20 protein-coding genes are annotated in these 20051 nt (G+C 39.8%); 8 read left to right on the forward strand and 12 right to left on the reverse strand.

What is annotated here, in order from left to right; all coding sequences use genetic code 11:
* Positions 1-221: 221 nt before the first annotated feature.
* A complete protein-coding gene (locus ON15_RS00105; protein WP_010579426.1) occupies positions 222-614 on the forward strand; it encodes a sigma factor-like helix-turn-helix DNA-binding protein in 393 nt (130 codons plus the stop codon).
* 78 nt (positions 615-692) lie between these two features.
* Positions 693-893 (forward strand): helix-turn-helix domain-containing protein, encoded by a 201-nt coding sequence (locus ON15_RS00110; protein WP_010579427.1) that lies wholly within the window; start codon positions 693-695, stop codon positions 891-893.
* Between the two features lie 653 nt (positions 894-1546).
* Here ON15_RS00110 and ON15_RS00115 read toward each other — a convergent pair.
* The 9 genes from ON15_RS00115 to ON15_RS00155 form a co-directional block, all read right to left on the reverse strand.
* The gene (locus ON15_RS00115; protein WP_010579428.1) at positions 1547-2161 is read right to left on the reverse strand and encodes a CadD family cadmium resistance transporter; all 615 of its coding nucleotides are present in this window, start codon (positions 2159-2161) and stop codon (positions 1547-1549) included.
* Positions 2162-2186: 25 nt separating this feature from the next.
* Positions 2187-2543: an ArsR/SmtB family transcription factor gene (locus tag ON15_RS00120; RefSeq protein ID WP_010579429.1), complete on the reverse strand. Its 357-nt coding sequence runs from the start codon at positions 2541-2543 to the stop codon at positions 2187-2189.
* A gap of 202 nt (positions 2544-2745) precedes the next feature.
* Complete coding sequence (locus ON15_RS00125) at positions 2746-4146, reverse strand: FAD-dependent oxidoreductase (RefSeq protein ID WP_010579430.1); 1401 nt, start codon at positions 4144-4146, stop codon at positions 2746-2748.
* Between the two features lie 23 nt (positions 4147-4169).
* The gene (gene arsD / locus ON15_RS00130) at positions 4170-4499 is read right to left on the reverse strand and encodes an arsenite efflux transporter metallochaperone ArsD (RefSeq protein ID WP_010579431.1); all 330 of its coding nucleotides are present in this window, start codon (positions 4497-4499) and stop codon (positions 4170-4172) included.
* A gap of 187 nt (positions 4500-4686) precedes the next feature.
* Entirely contained in the window at positions 4687-4821 is a 135-nt protein-coding gene (locus ON15_RS12120; RefSeq protein WP_010579432.1) for a hypothetical protein, read from the reverse strand.
* Positions 4822-4837: 16 nt separating this feature from the next.
* Positions 4838-6133: an arsenic transporter gene (locus ON15_RS00140; RefSeq protein WP_010579433.1), complete on the reverse strand. Its 1296-nt coding sequence runs from the start codon at positions 6131-6133 to the stop codon at positions 4838-4840.
* 75 nt (positions 6134-6208) lie between these two features.
* Positions 6209-7939: an arsenical pump-driving ATPase gene (gene arsA / locus ON15_RS00145; RefSeq protein WP_010579434.1), complete on the reverse strand. Its 1731-nt coding sequence runs from the start codon at positions 7937-7939 to the stop codon at positions 6209-6211.
* Positions 7940-8019: 80 nt separating this feature from the next.
* A complete protein-coding gene (gene arsD, locus ON15_RS00150; RefSeq protein WP_010579435.1) occupies positions 8020-8379 on the reverse strand; it encodes an arsenite efflux transporter metallochaperone ArsD in 360 nt (119 codons plus the stop codon).
* Entirely contained in the window at positions 8366-8725 is a 360-nt protein-coding gene (locus ON15_RS00155) for an ArsR/SmtB family transcription factor (RefSeq protein WP_010579436.1), read from the reverse strand. The genes arsD (ON15_RS00150) and ON15_RS00155 overlap by 14 nt, the downstream gene beginning before the upstream one ends.
* A gap of 488 nt (positions 8726-9213) precedes the next feature.
* Here ON15_RS00155 and ON15_RS00160 point away from each other — a divergent pair, with 488 nt between their 5' ends.
* A complete protein-coding gene (locus tag ON15_RS00160) occupies positions 9214-9462 on the forward strand; it encodes a DUF3173 domain-containing protein (RefSeq protein ID WP_010579437.1) in 249 nt (82 codons plus the stop codon).
* Positions 9462-10697 (forward strand): site-specific integrase, encoded by a 1236-nt coding sequence (locus tag ON15_RS00165; protein WP_010579438.1) that lies wholly within the window; start codon positions 9462-9464, stop codon positions 10695-10697. The genes ON15_RS00160 and ON15_RS00165 overlap by 1 nt, the downstream gene beginning before the upstream one ends.
* A 23-nt stretch (positions 10698-10720) precedes the next feature.
* Here ON15_RS00165 and guaA read toward each other — a convergent pair whose 3' ends face one another.
* The 3 genes from guaA to helD form a co-directional block, all read right to left on the reverse strand.
* The gene (gene guaA, locus ON15_RS00170) at positions 10721-12268 is read right to left on the reverse strand and encodes a glutamine-hydrolyzing GMP synthase (RefSeq protein WP_010579439.1); all 1548 of its coding nucleotides are present in this window, start codon (positions 12266-12268) and stop codon (positions 10721-10723) included.
* 91 nt (positions 12269-12359) lie between these two features.
* On the reverse strand, positions 12360-13280 hold the full coding sequence (coaA, locus tag ON15_RS00175; protein ID WP_010579440.1) for a type I pantothenate kinase: 921 nt from the start codon (positions 13278-13280) through the stop codon (positions 12360-12362).
* 29 nt (positions 13281-13309) lie between these two features.
* Entirely contained in the window at positions 13310-15610 is a 2301-nt protein-coding gene (gene helD, locus ON15_RS00180; protein WP_010579441.1) for an RNA polymerase recycling motor HelD, read from the reverse strand.
* Positions 15611-15803: 193 nt separating this feature from the next.
* On the opposite strand from helD, the gene ON15_RS00185 reads away from it, so the two are divergent.
* The 4 genes from ON15_RS00185 (at position 15804) to ON15_RS00200 (ending at position 20034) form a co-directional block, all read left to right on the forward strand.
* Positions 15804-16448, forward strand: coding sequence for a VTT domain-containing protein (locus ON15_RS00185; protein WP_010579442.1), 645 nt, complete (start codon positions 15804-15806; stop codon positions 16446-16448).
* 123 nt (positions 16449-16571) lie between these two features.
* Positions 16572-18425 carry a cation:proton antiporter domain-containing protein gene (locus tag ON15_RS00190; protein ID WP_010579443.1) on the forward strand — a complete coding sequence of 618 codons (1854 nt, stop codon included), beginning with the start codon at positions 16572-16574 and terminating at the stop codon, positions 18423-18425.
* Between the two features lie 64 nt (positions 18426-18489).
* The gene (locus ON15_RS00195; RefSeq protein WP_010579444.1) at positions 18490-19155 is read left to right on the forward strand and encodes a histidine phosphatase family protein; all 666 of its coding nucleotides are present in this window, start codon (positions 18490-18492) and stop codon (positions 19153-19155) included.
* An 18-nt stretch (positions 19156-19173) separates the two neighbouring features.
* Positions 19174-20034, forward strand: coding sequence for an alpha/beta hydrolase (locus tag ON15_RS00200; protein ID WP_010579445.1), 861 nt, complete (start codon positions 19174-19176; stop codon positions 20032-20034).
* The last annotated feature ends 17 nt before the right edge of the window (positions 20035-20051 follow it).

Here is a 20051-nt window from a genome sequence, read left to right on the forward strand (position 1 = left end):
TCAATTGAAATAAAGCAACAGAACTATCCAACACAAAAATGATTATTTACAATTTGTCACAAACATGCACCTAGAACTTATTTTTTTTACTTCCTCGACAAACTAAAATATTTATTGAGATTATTGACTGACTTTATTTTATAATCTATTTATACAAGTTTATAAAACGGTTTCATTTTGCAACAATTTTTAGTATTTGTTTGGTAAAAGGAGGATTTGTTATGTCTGATCAAGATGTCAAACAAGCATTTTCGCATTATGCCAAGCTATCACTGGTAAACAAGACTCGCTCACTTTATGTGGAGGAGCAGCACAAAGTTCCTGAAGTTCCACTAAATGAGGAAACGCTGGAATACCTGATTGATGAGATGCTACCGGGCGTTAAATTAATTAAAGCGGAACAAGCAGCACACCTTGAAGAGTATTTCATCAATGAAAGGCTGGTTATTTCAATAGCCAGATTGACCGATCCACAAAAGAAATTACTCTATTATAAATATGTTGAGCAGCTTTCGGATAAAGCTATCGGACAAATCTTGCACGTTAGTAGTCAAGCGATTTCTAAACAGCATCGCAAGGTCTTAAGCAAAATTGCTGCTACTTTCTTCGACTAATTTAGTCATCAAGATTCGTTCACCCCCTCCTCCATAAGAATTAGACGACCCAAATCTAACTTTACGAGGAGAATAGCGATGAATTATACCGAAACGATTTGTGCAGCTCAACAAGGTGATCCAATTGCCATGGCAAAGCTTATTAAAGAATTTCAGCCATTAATTATCAACATCACTACTTGGGGCCATTCATATTTTGACGAGGATCGTTACCAAATATTAAACGAACACTTTATCCACACTGTTCATAAATTCAATTTAGAACGCTATCTAGAGTAATCACTGAAAGTAAATTAATCTTTTTTTCGATTAATTTGCTTTTTTAATTATTCTTGTGTAGCGGAGTCAACGGATCTTTTTTGTATGCGCAACGAACAGAATTACTGTTTTGAACCACTAATCTGGACAAACAGCTGTTTTCATTTTTTCACACTGAATAACATACGACTCGTATCCGCTTTTAAATCTGGGACATCCATGAAATTGTTAGAAAGCTCTGAACCTTCTTTCAAAAGTCGTTGAAACATAGTGTCTATCATGAAACTACTTGTATTCATATCTGATAATGTAGTTGGATCAGTATTAGTCATCAAACTAAGTTTTTAATCACCAATAATATCGTTCCTTATTTAATTCTGACCATAATTGTCTCTTCTTTCGTGATAACAGCTTTCTTGTATGGTCAAAACTAAAATTGTCTCGTGTACGCCATCAATCCAGACAAAACAAAATGTTCCTCCTACCGCCCCCTAAATAACAAAAAGTCTCAGTTTTACGTAGAATATCACGCTAAGCTAAGATCGTCGTTCACTTTCATATTATAATATGTTTCAAATCCACACCCGTAATTCGAAACAATTTTTTTTGCAAGTAACCAATTCTCTGATGCCATTATAACACCTCTATATAAACAAAAAAGATATCCTATTTTTTCAAAAAAGTATTTTAATAAGATGTGAAATTGTGTCACTCTCTAAAATAATCATCATGCCTAATCCAATATAAATAATTGCCATAATCCAATTACCAAATTTATCTAACAATTTCTTAACAATCTTCACACGCGAAAATTTATCACCCAAATAGACAAGTATGAAGATACAGAATGTAAAAACAATAAACGTCGTTATTAGTTGTTCGATTGTTAACGATACAAAGTAAGGCACAAAAAGTCCAATGTTATCAGAGCCACAAGATGCAACGGTGATTAAAGCAACCGTTGCGATCAAATTTTTGTCTTTTCGCTGTTCGATTTTTTCATCAACCTCAGCGGCTTCATCTTCGTCACTCAGGATATATTTAATCCCAAAGCCAATCGGTATTAAACCTAAAAATCCAAGAATCCACTTAGCAGGCACATAGTGAAGTACTAACGCAAAAAAAAGACTGATTGCTATCAATGTGTATGAACCTAAAAATTGACCAATATAAATTTGTTGCTTATGTTTTGTTGACCGATATTTTGAAAATAATAACATCAGAATAACTAATAAATCAATCGCGGTGGAGGCGTATAGCACAATACCAGTTATAATGGTTTTAATCATAGCAACATCCCATTTCACATATTTATTAACCCGTAATTTTACCTGTGTCTTCTGCTAAACACCAAGCACGTTCTAATAGAATAGCAGTACATTCATCAATAATTTCATAGTTGATGAAATTTCCATCACGTTCAGTTTTCACAATTTTTTGATCAACTAATCGCTGCAACTGGTTAGAAATAGCTGCAGTTTTCATATTAAGCCTAGCCGCAATCTTGCCAACTGATATTTTAGGCTCGCGCGTTAAACAATGTAAAATTCTTAATCTTGTATCATTGGATAGAACTTTAAAAAGTAAGACGATCTCACTTGCGTTCTCTTCACTCAGTAAATCACGGCTAGCTAATTCTGGTTTATCCGGACAACAGTCTACTTTTATCATGCGTATCCTCCTTGTAATACAATTATGTGACGACCAACTATTACATTATATCATGTAATAGTTTAATGGTGAACCATATTTTACACTTAATATTAGTAATTGAAACTCCATCACAAAAATAACTAGGTTATAAAACGCCAACATCCAGTTGACGCTTAAAATATAAGCTTCAACTGGATGTTGGAATATTTTAAATAAATAATTAATATTTCAAACTTTGTTGCTCCCAATTCTGAGTCGCAATCTGTACTGCATCCCAAGGTGAGCCAACTGGTGGTGAATAGGATAAATCTAAATCACTAATTTCCGCCACCGTCATATTATTAAAAATTGCCACTGCAAAAATATCACAACGTTTGGCAACTTCACTACCGTAATAACCAATTACCTGTACGCCTAAAAGTCGGCCGGTATGTTGATCACCGGTAATCCTGATCTTAATCTTATGTGCACCCGGAAAATACGCTTTATGATCATCGACGTCGGTTGTTACAGTAAATGGCGCAAAATCTGCCTGTATGGCCTCCTTTGCTAATAATCCAGTCCGCGCAACTACTAGATCAAATACCTTTAGCACTTGAGTCCCAATGCTACCCTTAAAGGTACGTGGAACACCAGCAACATTGAACCCGGCAGTTCGCCCTTGTTTGTGTGCCGTTGTGCCCAGCGGTAAGTAAGCCTTCCCTAACAAATGATGTTTTGTTTCAACTAAATCACCGGCCGCCCATATATCTGGTAACGTAGTTTGCATATATTGATCAACCTTGACGGCACCAGCAATTCCAGTTTCGGAACCAGCTGCGACTAATAAATCAGTATTCGGCTGAACACCAACCACAACTAAAGCCAAATCAAAATCATAAGTATTTATCTTTTGATCCGCATTCACACCAACAACCTTCACCTTAGTTTCAGTTTCATTAATTTCTGAAACAGTTAAGTTAGTTGCAACCTGAACATCATTAGCAACTAATTTTTGATGAACGATTTGGCCTAAATCAGCATCGACCGTTGATAGTATCTCTGCGCCACGTTGAAAAATAGTCACGTTTAAATGACGTTTCTGCAACGCCTCCGCCATTTCAATCCCAATATAGCCGGAGCCTACGATAGCCACATTTTGCACACTGTTTGTAGTCAAATTCGTTTCAAGCGCAAAATAATCTGCCATCGTATGCAAAACACGAACTTTACTATTCTGCTGTTGTGTACGCGCTAAGTCTATCCCTGTAATACCAGATAATTTTGGCTTGGCTCCAGTGGCTACAACCAAATGATCATAATGATAAATTTGTAATTCACCCGCAAACGAATGCGCGATAACTTCATGTTGCTGCGGATCAATTTTCTTAGCAATCATATTCATTTGAAACTCAACGCCAGTCGACGTTAATTCTTGTAAATCCCGATGAGCTAATGAATGCCAATTGGGTACCTCCCCACTAACTGCATAGGGCAATCCACAAATTGATAAATTAGGGTACTCATCTGCCAATAATACTTGAACTCTTAGTTGCGGTTTAAGTTCTTTGGCCTTTAAGGCCGCTGAAATACCAGCGTCACTACCACCGATGATCAATAATTTTTCTGCATCACGTACCATTTAATTAATTCCTTTCACTCCGGTTAATGAACACGTGCCCGACTTAAATCTTGCTGTAGGTAGTCTGAGAACTCTTGAAAAGTTGGATAATCTTTTTGTTTAACGATTTTACCATTGACCATAGTAATTGGTAAAATTGCGACGCCATACTTTTCTAATAAGTCATGCACTTGTTGACTATGAACAAAGGCATCTGGGTTTTGTGCTAGATTTTTACGTGTGATTCTGTTTTTGCTGTCTGCATTAACATGACGCTGAATTGCAGTCGTTTGAATAAGTTTCTTGTTAACACTTGGCCCACAAACACCAGTTGCGCAACACATTGCTGCTTCAAAAATCTCTATTTTGATCATCTTTTACCTCACCTATCAGGCGGTCAAAATGATCAAACTCTTTCTCCACTTGAGTATAGTCACGAAAATAACTAACCGCTAAATTATCTAGAATTAACTAATTGATTTGCAAAAAGGCCGTTTCCACCTGAGACAAGTTCTGTTGAATTACTAGTTCATGGCTATATTTTAATTCAAGCAGATTAATTTATTGATTGGCTTGAATCAGATACGCCGCAGAAATTGCTTCTATTTCTGCACTTACAACTTGCTTCACCAAAGTATCGATTATGTTTAGACTATTACCCAATGAATTCTGTTGCTCATATTTAGTTTGCATCATAATCAGCTATCCTTCCTTAACCAAAGATACTTAACGATAACCATAAACCACATAGTGTAATGAATAAAACTGGAATCGTGATCGTGATACCAATTTTAAAATAAGTGCCCCAAGCAATCTTAACGTCCTTTTGCGCTAGAACATGTAGCCAAACTAAAGTTGCTAATGAACCGATTGGCGTAATTTTTGGTCCTAGATCAGAACCAATAATATTAGCATAAACTAAGGTTTGGTGCATTAAGCCAGAGACATTCGCCCCTTTGATCGATAAAGCATTGATCATCACAGTTGGCATGTTATTCATGGCCGACGACAAGAACGCAGCCATATAGCCCATGCCCATGGTGGCGACAAAACGCCCACCAGTTGCCATTTTAGCAATGATTCCCGCAAGCAATGCCGTTAAGCCAACGTTTTGTAGGCCATAAACCACCACGTACATTCCAATTGAGAAGAAAACAATATTCCACGGTGCACCTTTAATAACGGCCTTGGTATTGACGTGATGACTTAGCTGACCGACTAGCAAAAAGATCAAGGCAATCGTCAAAGCAATAATCGAAACTGGAATATTTAGGAAGCTACTGCTAAAGTAACCAATCAATAACGCTGCCAGCACGACCCAAGAAAATTTAAATAATCGTTGATCCTTGATCGCCGATTTTGGTTCAGCAACTTGGCTGGCATCATAGTGTTTAGGTAACGCCTTACGAAAATATAAGTACAAAATACCGATGCTAGCAACTAATGAAAAAAGATCCGGTAGCCACATCCGTAGCGCATACTCCGAAAATGTGATACCAAAGAAATCAGCTGATACAATATTGACTAGATTACTGACAACTAACGGTAGTGATGTTGCATCAGCGATGAAGCCACTAGCAATGATAAATGGGAAAACCCGCTTTTCATCGAAATGTAACGCACGGACCATTGCCAAGACGATCGGCGTTAAAATCAACGCTGCACCATCGTTAGCAAATAAGGCGGCGACAATTGCACCTAAAACGGCGATCAGAATGAACATGCGCACGCCATTACCTTTAGCTAGCCGCGCCATATGTAAGGCAGCCCACTCGAAAAAACCAATCTCATCCAAAATTAGTGAGATCAAAATAATTGCGACGAAAGATAAAGTCGCGTTCCAAACGATTCCGGTGACAGTGCCAACATCTTTAAACGTGACCACCCGGAATAATAGTGCTAGAACGGCACCACCAATCGCAGTCCAGCCAATTGATAGTCCCTTAGGTTGCCAAATAACAAATAATAATGTCAGTAAAAATATAAAAACGGCGAAAAAGACTTGCATGGTTCCTCCCAACTACCAAAATCAGGGTATTGCTACCCTGATTAATTGATACCTTTATTTCAAATTTTAATAACGCTAAATCGTTAATAACGCCTGCTCAAAATCTGGTTGCCATTGTTCAACTGCAAAATGACCATTGGAAATCTGCTTAACCTTTTCGATCCATTCAACTTCATTTTGCGCCCGGGCCTGCAAACAAGGATGCGTTGTTTCCGTTGCCAGCATACTTTGATTGACCAACCACCAGGTGTGCGCAATTTGGGCCCGATCTAGATCATCATTCAAGCGCATCGACTCATAAACTGGCGTTGTTTCCGGTAAAGTCACCATTACAATTTCAGTCTGCGCTGGATCTTGTAGCCGCGGTAACAGATCAACGATTGCTTGAGGCACATCACCGGCAGTGCGTTTGACTTCTTTGGCATAGCTTTGAGTCGAATCCAGTAGCAGTAGCGTATGGCCGGTTGGCGCCGTATCGATGACTACAACATCACTATCATTTTGGGCGACAATGTTAGCAAAAGCGCGGAAAACGGCAATTTCTTGCGTACATGGTGAGCGTAGATCCTCAGCCACATAGTCAACATCGGCCGATTTCATGGTTTGACGCGCCGTCGTCAGCACTTCATTTTGATAGTCCTTAAGTACCTGCTGTTCATCAATATGACTGATGGTGATTGCAGGATCATCTGTGTTAAAGAAATCAAGATGATCAGCCGGATCAGTGGTGGCTAAATGAACGGTTTTATGCTGGGCCACCAGCTTTTTAGTGATCTGCACGGCCACCGTAGTTTTACCTACGCCGCCTTTACCCATGGTGAAAATAATTTTTTTGTTAGTCTTAATTAAATCAGCAACAATGGTATCTAAATTAGGATAGTGATTGGTAATTGCCGGATAAGTTGCTAAACTTGGTTGTTCCGGTTGTAAAACTAATCTCAACTTATCTAGGCCAGTAACATTGTACGCTCGTAACGGTACTTCTGCTTGGGGCAACGCCTGTAATGTTGCTGGCATCTGTTGCAAATCAGTCTGCTGCTGCTCAAAAATAGCATGGGAAGCACGATCAGTCGGTGTTTTCAACGTTCCATTAATAATTAATTGTTGATTTTGCATGCCAATATCAGCTAATTCTTGGGCTGCCCGCGCCGCTTCCAGTAATGATGCTTTTTGGGGACGCGTGACTAACATTAAGGTGGTCAATTCGCCATTACTTAAAGTAGCCACAGCCTTGGCGTAAATTGCTTTTTTGTCGCCCATCCCGGCTAGTTGGCCTAAGCATGAAGCCCCACGATCATTTTCCGCCAAGTAATTATTCCAAGCTGAGGGCAATTGCAGCATACGCAACGCATGACCAGTCGGCGCTGTATCAAAAATAATATAATCAAAGCGCTGATCGACAGCGGGATCAGTTAAAAATTTAGCGAATTCATTAAACGATGCGATCTCGACCGTACATGAACCAGACAACTGTTCCTCCATATTTTTGACTGCTGCATCCGGTAACACGCCGCGGTAAGGACCAACGACGCTTTCCCGATATTCACCGGCAGCAGTCACCGGATCAAAGTTAGCGGCAAATAGACCGGGCACACCGGTGATTGCCTTGGGTTTATTGGTCAAATCAGTATCAAATACATCCTGTAAATTACTAGCTGGATCAGTGGAGACCAGCATCACTTGCTGACCGCTATCAGCTAGATTGATGGCGGTGGCACTAGCCGTTGTGGTCTTACCGACGCCCCCTTTACCAGTGAAAAATAAATAATGAGTTAAATTAGCATTTTGTGGTTGATATTCGCGCATATATATTCTCCTAACATAGATAATCATCTATATATAATTTAAAAGAAACGGCTGTGCCATTTCTTGCTTCAACCAAAAAATTAGCAGCAGCCACTTCCACCACAACAGCCGCTTGATTGATCAGCCGGCACGAAAACTAAACCAGTATATTCCGATAACTCATCAATTGTTGGGTAAGCGCCGGTTTTAACAATTTTGCCGTCGACAACAGTGATCGGCAATGTTGCATCGGCATCATCCTTGATTGCAGCTAGAATATCGGCCCGCTGACTAAAGACATCTGGATTATTGCTAAGATTATACCGGTCGGCTTCAACGCTGGAAACACCTTGTAACGCGTCAAACGCTGAAGTGATCATTAATAGATCTTCATTGACCGCTGGCCCACAAACCCCGGTAGAACAGCACATCGCTGGTTCAAATAATTCAACTTTTTTCATTAGTGATAACAACCTTTCTGGAATGACTTGTCTGCTGATCTATGCAATCGTCACCATGACAAACGCATTCTTCATTGCTGGCTAAAAGTAGTTCAGTCCCTTGCCTAAATTTAGCCGTAAATTCAGCCTGCAATGTATAATGCTGCCACTTACCCTCTTTACGTGCCGTGACGATCCCAGCATTTTGTAAAACTTTCATGTGGTGCGATAACGTTGGTTGTGAAAAATCAAAATGTTCTAAAATATCACAGGCACAAAGCGAACCGCAGGAAAGTAAATCAATGATTTTGAGACGATTAGGGTCAGCCATTGCTTTTAGCATTAGCACATAATTTTGATAATCCATTGACGTTCTCCCCTCACAAATATAGACACGTATCTATATCTACAATATAGACCTATATCTATGTAAACGTCAAGCATTATTTCAGCTAATCTTTTTTCGATTAGTTTGCTTTTTGGGTTTCATTTTCTATTTTTATCTGTATGTATATAGTGAGCAGGCAATAACACCTGTGAGTCCTTTGAAAACTGAATATTGCTACCCTGACTTTCTGACTTTACTTGAACTGTTGATCTGCGGACGCCATGACCAGAAGTGCGAGCGCCTCCCACACTTTGATTACGATTTTTAACTGATGATCGTACAAGTTAAGTCAATAATGATACTTCCGCGAGGCTCCCACGTAAGCAGGAGAGGTGAAATTCCTATGTCCGTTAGTGACGGAACTGGGTAGCAAGTTTTCCGACACAATTGAGCTGCACTTATTCCCCAATCCTGTTAATATGGAAGCTAAGATATACGGTCTAGCTTCCAGCGAAAGGAGGCTAATTATGGTTCACGTTGTCACTATGACTAAACATGAACTTGTGGCTTTAGGATATGGACCTTGGGCTTCTAAAGACATTATCAGACGTGCAAAGCTGTTAATGGTCCAGAAAGGCTGTCCATATTACGAGTCACCAAAGCTAGGCCGCGTTCCAGTAACTGCGGTTGAAGAAGTATTAGGTCTTACGCTCAATGCGCGAACTCTTTCAGAGTTAGCTAAAATCGGTGCATCTGCGTCAGAGGAGCAATCATAATGACAAAGACAACCGAAGTAATAAAAAAAGCAAAAGACGGCACCTATTATTTCCGTGCCAACATTGGTGTGGATGAACGAACTGGTAAACGTGTCCAAAAACGCCGTAGCGGATTTAAAACAATGCGTGAAGCAAAGACTGCTTATCGTGATTTAATGGCGAATGGGGTTAAAGAAGGTTCAACAGATCAGATTACCTTTGGTGACTTCTGCCAGCAATTCTTTATTCCTTGGTATGAAGGTCATGTCAAAAAGGCTACTTTTGACAGTCGCGTTAGCGTCTTTCGAAAGCAATTCAAAGGATTTAACAAGTATTTCATTAACAAAATTACGCCGGTGGACATACAGAAATGGCAAATCATGATGAAGAGTCAAGTAAGTAATTCATACACCCGCCTAGTTCAATGCTTGTTATCTTTGGTTTTTGATCGTGCAATTGTACTAGGATTCTGTGAAGAGAATCCAACAAAAATTGTTGGCAATTTAAAGAAGGAAAAGAAGAAAGTCGATTTCTGGACTAAAGCCGAGTTTGAGAAAGTTATTTCCTTAATGGATCTTAATGACTACTATCAGCGTTTCAATTTCACCACAATTTGGCTTCTATTTATGACCGGTGCCCGCATCGGTGAAGCAACCGCTCTTCAGTGGGAAGACGTTGATTTTAAAGCCGGTACGATCCGGATCAACAAAACACTTTATTATTTAAATGCGTTTAACTATGAATTTACTTCACCCAAAACTCGCGCCAGTGCTCGGACAGTTCCGTTAGACAAAAAGACACTTGAATATCTCTCCGAGTGGAAAGAGATTCAAGCGTCTGAAGTTAAAACAGATTTTGTGCTTTCATACAATGGTGTGCCAACTACTCGCGGATCACTGTCTCAAGTAATCAACGTCTATTCTAAGGCCGCGAATGTTCATCGAATTCGTGTCCACGCGCTTCGACATTCTCATGCTTCCTTGTTAATTAGTATTGGGGAAAACCCATTAATTATTAAGGAACGTTTGGGACATGAAGACATTCAAACAACTTTAGGAACTTATGGACATCTATATCCAAATAGTAACTTTGAGACAGCACAACACCTTAATGGTCTAGTTGATTTCACTCCGGCGGATCATTCAGTCGTTGTCCCCACTCGTAATCAGTTTACGGGCAAGAAACACATTACTGGTGCCATTTCGGTGCCAGCAACGGGAAATACAGAAGAAAAGAGTCAAGAAACGCCGGTATAACGGTATTTATATCTTAGCTTCTACTATTCCCACTCGATAGTTGCCGGGGGTTTGGAAGTAATATCATAAACTACCCGATTAACATGAGCAACTTCATCAACAATTCGAACTGAGATCTCCTGCAAAACATCCCATGGAATTTTGGCAAAATCAGCCGTCATCCCATCGATCGACGTTACTGCTCGAATTCCGACAGTATAATCATACGTCCGCCCATCGCCCATTACACCGACGCTGCGGATGCCAGGTAAAACGGTAAAGTACTGCCAGATTTCCCGTTCCAGGCCATGTTTTGCGATTTCTTCCCGTAAAATATAATCGCTATCACGCACAATCTGCAGCTTTTCTTCGGTGATTTCACCAATCACCCGAATTCCAAGGCCAGGGCCGGGAAATGGCTGCCGCCAAACTAAGGCTGACGGCATCCCTAAGCGCTCACCTAATTCACGAACTTCATCCTTAAATAATGTCCGTAGTGGTTCGATTAGTTTAAATTTGATATCTTTTGGCAAGCCGCCGACATTATGGTGCGACTTAATCTTTTGCGCCGTATCGGTCCCGGATTCAATGACATCTGTATACAGCGTCCCTTGCGCCAAGAAATCAATGCCGTGCAATTTGGATGCTTCATCATTGAAAACTTGAATAAATTCATTTCCAATGATCTTACGCTTCTTTTCCGGGTCAGCCACGCCAACTAATTTTTTCATGAAACGCTCATGAGCATCAACTTGAATAATGTTCAAGCCAAACTTGCCCTTTAAGCTGTCCATTACTTGTTCAACCTCACCCTTGCGCAACAAGCCATGATCAACAAAAATACTGGTCAGTTGCTTACCGATCGCCTTATGCAACAGCACACCAACCACTGAAGAATCGACGCCACCAGAGAGGCCGAGAAGAACTTTACGATCACCAACTGTTTCCCGAATTTTGCGGATCTGCAAATCAATGAAATCATCCATTGACCAGTTATCACGTGCTTGGCAGATGTCAAAGGCAAAATGCCGTAAAATTTCATTGCCATATTCCGTATTGCGAACCTCAGCGTGGAACTGAATCCCGTAAAACTTCCGCTGATCATCGGCCATCGCTGAAATTGGACAATTCTCACTAGTTGCTAAAATCTTAAAACCATCTGGAACCTGGGTTACCAAATCACCATGACTCATCCAAACTGTTTGTTTTTCCGGTAAATCACGGAATAATTTAGCGTGTGCATCCTTGACTTGGATAATTGCCTTGCCGTATTCCTTGTTAGTTGCATTTTCAACTTTCCCCCCAATCAAATCATGGGCCATCAACTGCATGCCATAACAAATGCCCAAAATTGGAATCCCAAGCTGGAAAATTTCCGGATCAACCTGAAAAGCATTTTGATCGTAAACACTATTAGGTCCACCAGAGAAAATAATTCCCTTGGGATCCATTTGCTTGATTTCAGCGGCAGTCAATTTATGCGACAGCAGTTCTGAATAGATTCCAAATTCGCGGATCCGCCGTGTGATTAATTGATTGTACTGGCTGCCAAAATCCAGAACAATGATCTTATCAAAGTCCTGTATATCCATTTTAGTCAAGTATGTTCACCTCATTAGTTTTTTTAATACAAACTTAATTTTAACGATTGAAATCAGGCTGGTCAAACAGATTCTGTAGATTTCAGTATTTTCGTAAAAATAATTCGTTTACTAAGTGATTTTCCGTTTTATGCAAAATTAAATCCGCCCGATTCCTAGTTGGTAAAATGTAATTATCCAAATTAGGATGATTAACGTCTTCCCAAACTTGCTTAGCTAATTCGAATGCCGCTTGGCGATCACCTTGAGCGTACGGATAATAATAGTTAGTTGGATCTTGAAAGGCCGTATCCAGCAGCATTTCAAAGCGCTGCAAATACCATTTCTTGATCAACTCTTCTTGGGCATCGACGTAAATCGAAAAATCAAAGAAATCACTAACATACAGTTGCTGATTACTTGGAAGTTGCAAGACATTAATTCCTTCAACAATCAAAATATCTGGATCATCAACTAATTCATATTTTCCCGGAATCACATCATAAATTTTATGCGAGTAAACGGGTGCTTTAGCAGGCAGGCCATTCTTAACATCATTCGTAAATGACAACAAATGCGCCATATCATAGCTTTCGGGAAAACCTTTGCGATCTAACAAATGTCGCCGCTCTAATTGCGCATTGGAATATAAAAACCCATCCGTCGTTAACAGCTGTACCCGTTTATCTGGATAAATGTCTTGGAGCATTAATTGCAGCAACCGGGCAATCGTACTTTTTCCAACTGCAACGCTCCCAGCGATTCCCAACAAAAATGGAACATGAGCCGGCTTGATTCCTAAAAATCCAGCTTGCTTGGCTAACAGCTGTTTTTGTGCTGCCAGTCGCAGCCCTAATAAATGAACCAATGGCGTATAAATCTCTTGGACATCACGCAATGAGATTCGATCATTAACAGATTTGATCTGCAACAATTCTTGATTATTTAACGGAACAATATGTTTTTGGTAAAACTTTTTCCACTCATCCCGTGGAATCTGATAATAATTTAACTGATCTTTCATACAGCTAAACCTCGAGTTAGTTTTTTTAATTATTTTTCTAAATCATACAAGTTTTGATCAACACGATCAAATAAAGGTGATAATTTTTTTAATGCAATAATAACTAAGCGATGCATCGCGCGCGAACAAATCGTATATAGTAATTGGCGCTGTTCATCAGCTTGATAGTTAGCTTGGCTGGCATCCCAAACAATCACCTCGTCAAATTCTAAGCCTTTAGCTAAGAAGGCTGGGACAACAATTGTCCCTTGGGCTAATCGTTGATTTTCGGTCTTGATCAAGGTAACTTGCTGACCAGTTGCTATTAGTTGTTGGGCAACTTGTTGACACTCAGCCAGCGTTTTGCCAATAATTGCAGTCGTCTTCGCCTTGTTTTGATTTTTTTTCAGCTGTTTAAGGGCATACGTTAACATCTGCTCTTCATTGGCGGCCAAAAAAATTTGGGGGCGTCCGCCTTCGCGCGTGAAAGGCTCGATCTGTGCACCATTTTCTAAGATCTGCCGTGAGAATTCAGTGATTTGTCTAGTTGAACGATAGGATTTCGTTAACTGAACAACTTTAGTCTCGGCCGGCGAAAACAATTGTCCCAATTGATCCAAGAGACCATAGCTGGCTTTTTTGGTAAAGATTGCTTGATTCAAATCACCTAATAAAGTAAACCGAGCCCGTGGATACTGACGCTGGATAAATGCCAGCTGATAAGGCGTATAGTCCTGGACTTCATCAATAAAAACCTGCTTAATCTCTAAATTACCACGTTTACCGATAATTAAATCATACAGTTGCAAGTATGCCGCAGCGTCTTCTAGAAGGATCTGATGATTTAAAGTCCGCTGCTTAAATTCGGTGATTGCCTGTTGCCAAGCGGTCAAACTTAATTGAAATTGCTTTAAATCAAGCAGTTGCGGCACCTGCTTTAAAAAATGCCAATACTGCAACGTTATATTGACAAAACTATTGCGCTGAATTTTCTTTTGCAGCTGCTGGTATTCTTTGATAATCAATTGTCGGCCCAAGAATTTCATTTCCTGTTCCGCATTTTGAAAATTACGTGGATGATTACCGTAAAGCTCTGCCAGTTGTGCTGGCGTCACCGTCTGCAGCTGCTTTTGCACTTCATCGGAAACGGCTGCTTGATCAACGCGACGATTCAATCGGCGGATCAAACGTTCCTTAGTTGCCTCTAGGCGATTGCGCAAATGATAATTTTGATTGAAACTGTAATAAATTTTTTGAATCTGTTCGCGACTGAAGAAAACTTTTCCATGAAATTTTAGATCACGAAAACAGATTCCGCTTATTTCCAGCGTTTTTGCATAAGCCAATGTTGCTTGCTGAAAAGCTAAGCTGCTTTTTAATCGGTTAACCTGCAGCTGAGACGCGGTCATTTGCCGTTCAAACCGCTGTTGCAAAGTTTCGACTTGTAGTCTAGGCAAGCGATGCTGCGTATATTGATAATAGGTCAACTGAACCATATTTTGCTCGCCTAAATCTGGCAAGACCTGATCGATGTAATCATTGAACAACTGGTTGGGAGAAAACAAAATCAGTTGACTCGAAGTTAAATTCCCACGATAACGATACAGCAAATAAGCTGCCCGTTGCAAAACTGCCGAAGTTTTCCCGGAACCAGCTGCTCCTTGAACGAACAAGAGCTTAGCCTGCGTATCACGAATGATCTTATTCTGCTCTTTTTGAATCGTCGTGACAATACTTTTCATTTTAGTATCGGATTTTTCTCCCAAGGCTTCCAATAGCAACTGATCACCCACAGTTTGATCCGTATCAAAGACCGTCAAGATTCGTCCATTTTCAACTAAAAATTGCCGTTTTAATTTAACATCGACAGTTTGCTGACCGGCTGTCGTTTGGTAGCTGACCTTGCCCAATTGTCCATCATAATAAATACTTGAGATTGGCGCCCGCCAATCATAAATCAAAAAGTTATCCGGTCGGTCGGCAAATGAACCCAAACCAATGTAAATCGTTTCTGGCTGCTGATTAGCTGACTCTTGGAAGTCAATTCGAGCAAAATATGGTTTTCGTTCCATTTTTTTTAAAATATCAAGGCGGCGGACAGCGTGTTGCCAATCATTTTGCCGCTCGTTTAACAACTGTTGCTGCTGACGAACAGTTAACGCTGTTTCAAACATCCCCGAATAGGTTTCGGTTTTAATCCGCAAGTTATTAGGAAAATCCGCTTGGAGTTGCTGCTCATCAGCTTTTGTTTGTTTAATTTTTGCTTGATTCTTAGCTTCTGCAGTCTTGATTTTAGCAATTACTTGATCCATATGCTGCTGTTCAATTTGTTTGATCTTATCTGCTGACACTGCTTGTCCTCACTTTCTGCTGCAATAACTGGATATATAATTTTAACACCAAACAGCGACTGCCTCAATTATTATAAATTTTTGGCCACAAAAATTAACTTTAGTAAAAAATTATTAAATAATTGGCTAAATACTGGAAGTCAACTGAAATATCTTTTAAAATGTTGATAAGTAAATTAAAGGAAGTGACATCTTGATTAGTCAAATTTGGTTTTTTCTTTCACATATTTATCTCTACCTTAATCCACTGATCGGGATGTTTGGTAATTGGATTTATATTACCCTCTTCGTTTTGATCTTTATGGAAACTGGTCTAGTTGTTTTTGCTTTTTTACCTGGAGAATCTTTGATTTTTTTCTCAAGCACTTTAGCAGCAATTACTGGTTCAGCGCTGGATATTCGAATTTTGATTCCAGTTTTTTTCTTTGCCGCGTTGATCGGTGATACAGTTAACTATGAAATTGGTCGAAATCTGCATCGCTTTAAATTTTTCCAACGTTTTATGCAGACTAAGCGCTTTAGGCAGGCGCATGCTTTTTTTGAACAGCATGGCGGTAAAACTGTCATGTTTGGCCGGTTCGTTCCGTTAATTAGAACCTTTATTCCGTTGATTTCTGGCAGTGCCGGGATGAAATATCAGCAATTTTGCTTTTATAATTTTCTTGGAGTCTTGATTTGGGTAGCAGTTGGTTCATCACTGGGTTATTTCTTCGGTCAATTAGATTTTGTACAAGAGCACTTTTCACTGGTCTTCTTAGCTGTTTTAGGATTTGGCTTGATTTCAAGTATTTTGATGGCTATTTACCGATTGCTTCGTAAAAAAACTTTAGCGAATTAAAATTTATTCTTACCCGCTCTGGTGGCTTAACGCTGCACAGGGCGTTTTATTTTGCTTAAAAATTGCGGCTGTTATAATAAAACTAATCAACTTTGCTGTAAGAATTTTAATAAGGAGTTTATCATGAATCTTTCATTGATTATTGTTACTTTTGCGGCCTTAGCCACCCCTTTATTGCTGGCTCGGCTAAAAATTTCAACTCTGCCAACGGCTGTAGCTGAAATTGCTGTTGGAATCATTTTAGGGAAGAGTCTGCTAAATATTGTTAAAACTGGTGTCTTTTTGAATTTCTTAGCCACTCTAGGCGTGATCCTCTTGATTTTTTTAAGTGGAATGGAAATTGACTTTAGCCTCTTTAAAAAGGGAAATCAGCCCCAAACTCCGTTGGCCAAAAAGCAAGCCGCCCAAGCTAATAATTATTCACCATTAAAACTGGCAATCCAAGCTTATGGTGCTGTCATCATTTCTGCAATTGGTTTGGCATTGCTTTTTAAATGGAGTGGTTTATATCAAAATTTTTGGCTAGCAGCAATCCTCTTTGCAACAATTGCTTTGGGTGTTGTCATTGCAGCCTTAAAAGAAAAAGAATTGCTCAACAATCGTTTCGGACAAACATTATTACTGATTGCCGTCTTAGGTGAAGTGATTCCGATGCTGGCTTTAACGGCCTTTGCTTCGATCTATGCCGGACACGCTCAGCATCTTTGGCTGATTTTATTGCTTTTTATTGCGGCAGCTTTTCTATTCCGGCGTTTCCAAGCATTTTTTGATTTCTTTCAAAAAATCAATAAAGCTACCACCCAGTTAGATATTCGAATGGCCTTTTTTATAATTTTGACTTTAGTTTTACTAGCAGAAGAAGTCGGAGCCGAAAACATCCTTGGTGCTTTCGTAGCAGGGATTGTTATCAAACTGCTTGAACCGGAAGAATCTACGCGCGAAAAACTGGACGCAATTGGTTATGGTTTTTTGATTCCAATCTTCTTTATTACCACCGGTGTTAAGCTTGATTTACCAGCTTTGTTGCATGATCGTCAAGTACTGATCTTGATCCCGTTGTTTTTCTTAGCTTTTATCTTCAGCAAAGCGTTAATCTTTTTCGTCTTGCGGCGCTTTTTTAAGCAGGCAAATGCTTTAGCTGGGAGTTTACTCTCGGCAACAACCATCACCTTAGTCTTGGCAGTTTTGCAAGTTGCCGAAGAAGTTCATGCCATTTCAACTCGGCAATCTGGTGCTTTCTTGATAGCCGCGATTTTGACTTGTTTAGTGGGTCCGTTGATTTTTAACAAACTGTTCGTTACCGAAGCTGAAGATACCAAAAAAATTCAAGTTCATTTTATTGGTGCTAATTTATTAACTGTTTCAGCGGCAAAACAGTTGGATCATTGGTATAATATTCATTTATATACTGACCGGGAAGATAATTATCAAACTTACAACTCTGAAATTAAAGTTACTTTATTACCGCAGTTGACGGCTGACTTTTTGATTAAGCATGAGGTTTTTGATACTGATATCCTAGTCCTAGGCTACGCTGATTATCAGTTAAATTATCAGCTAGCCTTGGCAGCCAAAAAGTATGGTGTGCAACGGGTGATTACGCGCTTTGAAAGCCGTGATATTATGAATGATCTGGATGCTAAGTTATCGGTTGCGGGGATTGAGTACTTTAATCCAACTGATGTTAATGTCAGCATTTTGCGCTCTTTGATTGAAAGCCCATCGACCCTTGAAATTCTGACCGCTAATAAGTCACGGATCTTCGAAGTAATTGTCCATAATCGCCGTTTTGTCCGTAAACAAATTAAAGATTTACCGTTCATTGATCAAGTCACCATCAGTCAAATTTTTCGCAACCATCAACCAATTTCGCCACATGGCAATACCCGGCTTGAACTAAATGACCATATTATCTTCACTGGTAAATCAACTGATGTGCCAGCAATCCGCGCGGAAATTGAAAAAATGAATGAATAGCTGCTTTCTCATTTTTTTACTTCGGGTTATACTTAATTTTAGAGAATTCTTTAGGAGGAAAATTATGTCATTTACTGTCTATTTCGTTCGCCATGGTCAAACATTATTGAATAAGTTTCGCCGGATGCAAGGCTGGTGTGATTCACCACTAACTAAAAAAGGGATTGATGATGCAATCTCAGCTGGTAAGCATTTGCAAAATATCCACTTTACCAGTATTTACCGTAGTGACATGACACGAACGGCTCGGACTTGCCAATATATCATTCAAGCCAATCAACATCAATTACCACAACCAAAAGTTTTGCAAAATTTTCGCGAACAGGGTTATGGTTACTTTGAAGGTAACGATTCAGAACAAACCTGGTTTATGGTCGGTGCCCCATACAATTGTCAAAGCTATCGCCAATTAATTAGCAAATATTCAATTAAAGCTTCACGCGATCTGATGAAAGCAGCCGATCCGTTTAAAGCTGCTGAGAATGATCAAGAATTCTGGCAGCGAATCAATGGCGGCTTTGAATCGCTACGGCAAAATCAAAAAAATGGCGATCAAGTGCTAGTCGTCAGTCATGGAACAACAATTCGCAGCCTCGTTGACCGTTTTGCTCCTCAAATCAACGTAATTGACGAGTCTCCGGAAAATGGTTCAGTGACGAAAATGATCATCGATGAGGACCAAATTAACGTTGTTTATTACAATCACTATCTTGATGAACAAGCATATTAATTTTTAGGAGTTGATAAGGTGATTAATAATCTTACAATTAATGAGCCAACTGTCCCAGTGGTCAAAAGTCTGCCTAATATCACCTATCATCGTTCAGGAACTCACGAGCTGAAAATGTCCTTGTTGATCCCCCAACTGGTCAAACCTGTTCCAGCAATTCTATTTTTACCGGGCGGAGGTTTCCGTTTGGCTAATCCAAATAATTTTATTCAGTTGCGGCTGGCGCTTGCTCAGGCTGGCTATTTGGTCGCTTCGATTGAATATCAGGTTCTTCCAGCAGCTTTCCCAGCTCAGCTTTTGAGTAGTAAGTATGCACTGAATTATCTAGTAAAACATGCTGCGGAATTTGGCCTCAAGCGTGATCAAATCGCGGCAGTTGGCGTTTCGGCTGGTGGTTATTTAGCTCAATTCTTAGGAGTGACCAGTGCCACCAGCAATTTTTTACCTGTCGAGATTCCAGTTGCCAATGCTAAGATCTGGAAAGTCGTATCATTGTTTGGCTTTTCTGATTTAACTTCGCTAGCTGAAGGCCTGACTAACCAAACAGAAAAAAACTCGGTTGAACCAATTCTTGGACTTTACCTGAATGGTCTAAACTTTTTAAATGATCAAACGAAAGTCTTCACTGCTGATCCAGACGCCCTGGCGGAAGCAAGCCCGATTAATTACATTTCTGAAAAGAATCCACCATTTTTGTTAATGCACGGCAGCAAAGACCAATTGATCTCTCCTAATCAGTTAACCAAAATGACCAAGGCTTTAAGCGCCAAACACGTTGCTGTCACCGCTATTAAAGTCAAAGGTGCTGAGCATGGCAGTTGGCAATGGTCACAACCGATTATTGCCCGCCAAATTATTAAGTGGCTAAACAACAAATAAATTGTTTAAAAAAAACC

This window comes from Liquorilactobacillus vini DSM 20605 (genome assembly GCF_000255495.1).
Taxonomy (GTDB): Bacteria; Bacillota; Bacilli; order Lactobacillales; family Lactobacillaceae; genus Liquorilactobacillus; species Liquorilactobacillus vini.